Source organism: Betaproteobacteria bacterium (assembly GCA_016720925.1).
In the GTDB taxonomy this organism is placed as follows: domain Bacteria; phylum Pseudomonadota; class Gammaproteobacteria; order Burkholderiales; family Usitatibacteraceae; genus UKL13-2.
This window is the reverse complement of record JADKJR010000011.1, coordinates 48,335-54,996: the sequence shown is the minus strand read 5'-3', so window position 1 is coordinate 54,996 and position 6,662 is coordinate 48,335. Positions and strand designations below refer to the sequence as shown.

The 6,662-nt window shown below is 58.4% G+C and carries 2 protein-coding genes and 1 pseudogene; all 3 read left to right on the top strand.

Translation table 11 applies throughout. The features are described 5' to 3' along the window. Positions 1-1,240: 1,240 nt before the first annotated feature. Positions 1,241-2,935: a zinc-dependent metalloprotease gene (locus IPP88_15875; GenBank protein MBL0124131.1), complete on the top strand. Its 1,695-nt coding sequence runs from the start codon at positions 1,241-1,243 to the stop codon at positions 2,933-2,935. A 561-nt stretch (positions 2,936-3,496) separates the two neighbouring features. After that, positions 3,497-4,843: a DEAD/DEAH box helicase gene (locus tag IPP88_15870; GenBank protein MBL0124130.1), complete on the top strand. Its 1,347-nt coding sequence runs from the start codon at positions 3,497-3,499 to the stop codon at positions 4,841-4,843. Between the two features lie 258 nt (positions 4,844-5,101). Continuing rightward, positions 5,102-6,549, top strand: a pseudogene (locus IPP88_15865) (IS1182 family transposase). Positions 6,550-6,662 lie beyond the last annotated feature (113 nt).

Here is a 6,662-nt window from a genome sequence, read left to right as displayed (position 1 = left end):
ACGATTATCGCACCCGCGACATGCCATCACAAACCAAATCAGTCCCTCGTCATCCCTCAACGGGCCAGCAATTTGATACAAAAATGACCTGATTTGCCTGAAAATAGCGAGAGCTACCCACCCCTGCGCTCTGTGATCACGCAGACGCGACCTGACTTGACCACAAGGGGAGAGGCGTTTCGCGAGTTACTACTGTACCGTTCCGAAGAAAACCATTTGTACCTGATTCTGTCGCTGCTCGCTTCCGGGCGCGATTTTCGTTGCGGGCGCGCAGACACCGCCTGCGCCGAACGGCGTCCCCGGTCCTGCTGGTCCGGCTGGCCCGGCGTGACCAGCCGCCGCCTCGATGCGGCCGCCGCCCGAAACCTTTCGCCGAGATCATCAAGGACACCAAACAGATTCCGGGCTATTTCACGCTATACCGCAAGGATGACCGGGTCCGGATCGAGACTCGCCGGAACAGTTGGTCTGGCCATTCTTCTTCCAGATCAATTCGACGCGCGGCCTCGGTGAGGGCGGTTTTATCCGAACTGATGTTGCGCGGCCATATCGCCGGAGTTCAAGAAGCTGGGCAACAACATGCAGTTGATTGCCAAGAACCATCGGTTTGTGGCCAAGGCCGGAACCGCCATTGCGCGCCCGGTCAAAGAGAGCTTTACCGACAGTCTGATCAGCGTCACCACGGTGGCGAGCGCACCGCACCCGGAACGAAAATCGGTCCTGATTGATGCGAATGCACTGTTCCTCGCCGATATACCCGGCACCGCGACACAACTCGAAACCACCTTTCGGCTGCCGTACGCTTACGATGCGCGCAGTTCCGGCTTCGTTGATGTGCGTTCGACGGACGACCTGACTGCTTTCAATGTCACGGCCCACTACAACATCCCCAAGTTGCCTGCACCGCCGCTGACGCCTCCACCGACGCCGACACCGAAGCCGCCTTCCAATCTGGAAGACAACCGCAGCATGTTCTCGGTTATTACTACACACCGTCGAAAGCTGCCGGAAAAAAACCGATGGTCGCACGCGTCGTGGACAGCCGCGTCGGGCATTTCGTGGGCCAGCAATGGGACCACGGACGATCTCGCGCCGTTCCCGCGCCACTACATCATCAATCGCTGGAGACTGGAAAAGAAGGATCCGAACGCGGCGATGTCGGAGCCGGTACAGCCAATTACTTACTGGCTCGACAAGAATATTCCCACAAATATCGCGCCAAGGTGGCGGAGGGTGTCCTTTGAATGGAACAAGGCGTTCGAAAAGATCGGTTTCAAGAACGCCATCCAGACCAAAACAGCAGGAAGACAACGCCGAGTTCGACAACAACGATACGCGCCATGCGTCAGTACGCTGGTACGTTGATACAAGTGAAGGCGCGCTGGCCATCGGCCCGAGCCGCACCGATCGGCGTACGGGTGAAATTCTCGACGCCGACATTTCATTTTCCGACGGCTGGACGCGCCTGCCGCGCCGCCGTGCCGTAGAGCAATTGGCCAGCGTGGCCCAGGGCAATAACTACGATCACGTCAAGGCGCATCAACATTCCGACGCGGAGATCATGCAGTCGCTCGCCCGTGGCGAAATGCCGCAATTGTGTGAATACGAAAGTGCGGCGATGGAAGAGGCGAGTTTCGCCATCGATTTGCTGGCCGCGCGCGGTGACATCGATCCCGATAGCCCGGAAGCCGAAGCGATCGTGCTCGAACAACTGAAAGATGTGGTTACGCACGAAGTCGGCCACACGCTGGGGCTCACCCACAATTTCCGCGCGTCCACCATCTATACGCTGGACCAGATGGAAAATGCCGAGTTCACCAAGCTGAACGGCCTCTCGGGTTCGGTGATGGAATACAACGCGCTGAACATCGCCCCCAAGGGCAGGAAACAGGGCCAGTACGCCATGACCACGATTGGTCCGTATGACCATTGGGCGATCGAGTACGCGTACAAGCCGCTTAATCCGGCGACGGAAAAGGAAGAGCTGTTAAAGATCGCGTCGCGCTCGAAGGAGCCGCTGCTGGCGTTTGCCAACGATATCGATGCCGGTCTTGGCACGGTCGAAGGCATGGACCCGGAAGTCACGCGCCGCGATCTCGGCGCCGACCCGCTGGCATTCGCTGAACGTCGCATGCTGCTTTCGCGCGAACTGTGGGATCGTCTGCAGGAACGCAAGATCAAGCCGGGCGAACAGTTCGATGTCCTGCGCCGCAACTTCCTCAGTGCGAACACCCAGGTCGCGCTGGCGTCTAGCGTTGCCGCCAAGTATGTCGGTGGGGTCGTGCATCTGCGTGATCACGCCGACAGTGGCCGTGCTCCGCTAAGTCCGGTGTCGGCGGCGAAACAGCGCCTGGCCTTGAAGCTCATCACCGACGGCCTGTTCCGTGCCGAGAGTTTCAAATTCAAGCCGGAATTCGTGTCGCGCCTGGTGCCCGATCAGTTCGATCGCTGGTTTGGCGGCTTCGGCGGATCGAGCCTTGCGTCGGTCGTCAACCCGGATGTCAGCATCAGCGGCGCCGTGTTGGCATTGCAGCGCACGACGCTCGATCAGTTGATGGCCGATGGCGTGGCCGCGCGCATCATCGATGCGCCCAGCAAGATGGCCGATGCCAAACAGGCCTTCGCGCTCTCGGAACTCTATGACACGCTGCAAGGCGCCATCTGGAGCGAGCTGAAAACCGGCGGCGACATCAATCCGCTGCGTCGCAACCCGCAGCGCGAGCACCTGCGCCGCGTGGTGAACACGCTGATCAAGCCCGCCGCAACGACCCCGGCCGATGCGCGCAGCTTGCAGCGAGCCAATGCGCAGCAATTGCAGCAGCAGATTCGCGTGGCGATGGCCAAATCGGGCAACAAGGAAAGCAAGGCGCATTTGTCGGAGAGCCTGGATGTCCTGACCGAGGCGCTGAAGGCACCATTGCAGCGGGCGGTTTAATTTCGTTATCCGGAACGCGGGCGTCAGAGCCGCCCGCGTAGGTCCGCTCACACCCGCTGCACTTCCGGCGTGGCGCTTGAACCAAATGGTTTCGAGGGTCGCGCCGGTATCTTTTTGTGCGGTTCCACCAACTACTTGATGGATTGAATTGATTAACCTCCAGCACTGTGGCGGATTCCAAGCCACAAATGTCTCAAGAGCCGCGTCCGTGCTAGTGTTTCACCTCGTTGTGCTAGCGAAACAATTATTTGCTAGGTGTTTTGGCCGCTCTCGCGTATAGTTCGAATTGTGCGATGCAGCAACTGAAGTTGGCATCGCAAATGTTCATCGTCTCCTGCCCCCGCTTTTCTCCCCGGTCCTTGGCGTAACGCCTCCGAACCCACGAATCGCAAATAGGTTGGCGCCGATGTTGGTGCGTCACCGTTTGATCTGATTCGTTCCTTGTAGAACCTTCCGGTCTAAATTGCCGTCTCGATTCCGTTTTCGAGACGACGCCCCGTTTTTTGTCTTGTTGCTCTCGTTGCGCAGGCACCGGAATGTCCGCGCTTGGAAAACTGAAAAATGAATTTTGATACTCTGGGCTTAGCCGCCCCGATCCGCGAAGCGATTGCCCTCGCGGGTTACACCGACCCAACCCCCGTACAGGCGCGCGCCGTGCCCGAAGCCCTTGCCGGACGCGACCTGATGGTTTCGTCACAAACCGGTAGCGGCAAGACGGCGGCATTCATGCTGCCCGCATTGCAACTGTTGATGGAAGCGCATCCGGTCGCCGGTCGCGGCCCGCGCGTGCTGGTATTGACGCCGACGCGTGAACTGTCAATGCAGGTCACCAAGGCCGCCGAAACCTACGGTCGCAAGATGAAGAAAGTGAAAATGCTTTCGCTCGTCGGTGGCATGCCGTACCCGGTGCAGAATCGTTTGCTGAAGGCCGGTGTGGATATTCTGGTGGCGACACCGGGACGCCTGCTCGACCAGATGCAATCGGGCCGCGTCGATCTGACGCGCCTGCAATTGCTGGTGCTCGACGAAGCCGACCGCATGCTCGACATGGGTTTCAAGGATGACCTGGAAGCAATCGTCGCGCAGACGCCCGCGACCCGCCAGACCTTGTTGTTCTCGGCCACGCTCGAACAGAATATCGTGCGCCTCGCGACGTCCATGCTGAAAGATCCGGTGCGCATCTCCATCGACAGCCAGCAATCGCGTCACGAAAATATCGAACAGCGCCTGCATTTCGCCGACGACATGGGCCACAAGAATCGCCTGCTCGATCACCTGTTGCGCGATGAAGGCATGAACCAGGCCATCGTGTTCACGGCCACCAAGCGCGCGGCCGATGATCTGGCCAGCAACCTGAATGAAAAAGGTTTCTCGGTCGCCGCGCTGCATGGCGACATGAAGCAGGGCGCGCGCACGCGTACGCTGCAGAATTTGCGTCGCGGCAGTTTGCAAGTGCTGGTCGCCACCGACGTCGCGGCGCGCGGCATCGACGTGCAGGGGATTTCGCACGTCATCAATTACGACCTGCCGCGAGCGGCCGAAGACTATGTGCATCGCATCGGCCGTACTGGTCGCGCCGGCAAGAACGGCATCGCCATCAGCCTCGCCAATGTGCGTGAACATTTTCAGGTAAAGCTGATTGAACGTTTCACGTCGCAGGCGATTCCCGTCACCACCATCCCCGGTCTGGAGCCGAAGGCACGCGTATTTTCCAAGCCTTCACATCCGGGCTCGCGTCCCGGTGGACGTCCGGCGGGTAACTTCGGCGACAGCAAGAAATTCGGTGCGCGTTCGCCCAGTGCTGGCAAGCCGGCGGGATTCAGCGGCTTCGGCAAGAGCGGTTCGGGCAAGCCGGCGGGAAAAACGTTTAGCAAGCCTGCGGGCAAATCGCCTTGGCAGGGGAAGTAAACGATTTACGCTTTAGCTACATAAAAAAAGCCCGCGTTTAGCGGGCTTTTTTTGTCTCATCGGCCTGCACCTTACTTGCCAATTGAAAATCGAGAGCCGCAGGAGAATTTAGAAACCAAAAAGGTCGTGCGCAATTTTCATGGTTTTGAGGGGCTGCTTTCGACCGAGGCTGTGTGAAAACGACTCCGGAATATCGGAACAATTCAGGCGTGCCAAGGTCATAGCTACTCATTGATTTAGCGTAGCGAGGTCGCCCTGATGAAGCGCTTCATTCCTGCGGAAAGTCGAACGCAAACCACGTTGCTTCCTGAGTGTCTTGATGACTATATCAGCGACGACAACCCGGTTCGCGTCGTTGATGTATTCGTCGAAGAACTGAACTTGGTCAAGCTCGGTTTTGAAAGCGCCACGGCAAGTGCCACGGGCCGTCCCGCCTACCACCCCGCCACGCTGCTCAAGATTTACATCTACGGCTACCTCAATCGCCTGCAATCGAGCCGACGCCTGGAACGCGAGACGGAACGCAATCTTGAACTGATCTGGCTCACGGGCCGATTGAGACCTGACTTCAAGACCATCGCCGATTTTCGCAAGGACAACGGACCCGCTATACGCCGCATCTGTAGTCAGTTCATTGTGTTGTGCCGAACCTGAAGCTGTTCCCTGAAGCGATCGTGGCAATCGATGGCAGCAAGTTTAAAGCCGTCAACAACCGCGACAAGAACTTCACCGAACACAAGTTGAAGGCGCGCATGGCGCAAATTGAAGAAAGCGTCGGACGCTACCTAAGCGAACCTCGATCGTGCCGATCGTAACCCCGCGGCGGTAAGTGAAGGCCGCGTTTCTCGCCTGAAAGAGAAGGTCAGCCGACTCAAGGAGCAGATGCGGCGCTTGCAAGACATTGGTGAGCAACTTCAAGCCGCGCCTGACCATCAGGTGTCGCTAACCGACCCCGACGCACGCTCCATGGCTACCAGTGGACGCGGCACCGGCATGGTGGGCTACAACGTGCAAACCGTCGTTGATGCCCGGCATCATCTGATCGTCGCCCATCAGGTCACCAATGTGGGTCACGACCGGCAACAACTCTCGACAATGGCGCAGCAAGCCGTGCAGGCAACGGGCAATCAAGCGCTCACGGTGCTGGCTGACCGAGGCTATTTCAATGGCGAGCAGATCCGAGAATGCGAGCAACAGGGTATCAACACGCTTGTGCCCAAGCCGCTCACGTCCAACAACAAGGCCGCCGGGCGCTTTGACAAGCGTGATTTCACTTACCTCGCCGAGCGCAATGAATACCGATGCCCTGCGGGGCAAAGCGCGATTGGCGTCAGACGACAGTCGAAAAGGGCACGACCTTCATCGATACTGGTCCTCGGCATGCCCAAAGTGTCCGATGAAAGCGCAATGCACGACCGGCACGAATCGACGCGTGACGCGCTGGGAGCACGAGGACATTCTTGAGCGCATGCAAGACCGGCTTGAGCAGAACCCGGACGCCCCCGCCAGCGGCGCTCGACGGTTGAGCATCCTTATGGAACGCTCAAGGCATGGATGGGTGCCACGCATTTCTGACCAAGACACTGCCGCGCGTCAGTACCGAAATGAGCTTGCATGTGTTGGCGTATAACCTGAAGCGAATGATGAAAATTCAAGGCATCAAGGCGCTAATAGCGATGCTGAAAGGACAACAAGCGGTGGCTTGAACGCCAATTTGCTCAAGAAAAGAACGACCTACTCAAAAACGTTCCCGCGTAGACCGGGACGCGTCATTCTCAGCGACACAATATTTATGTTTTCACACAGCCTCGACCCACTC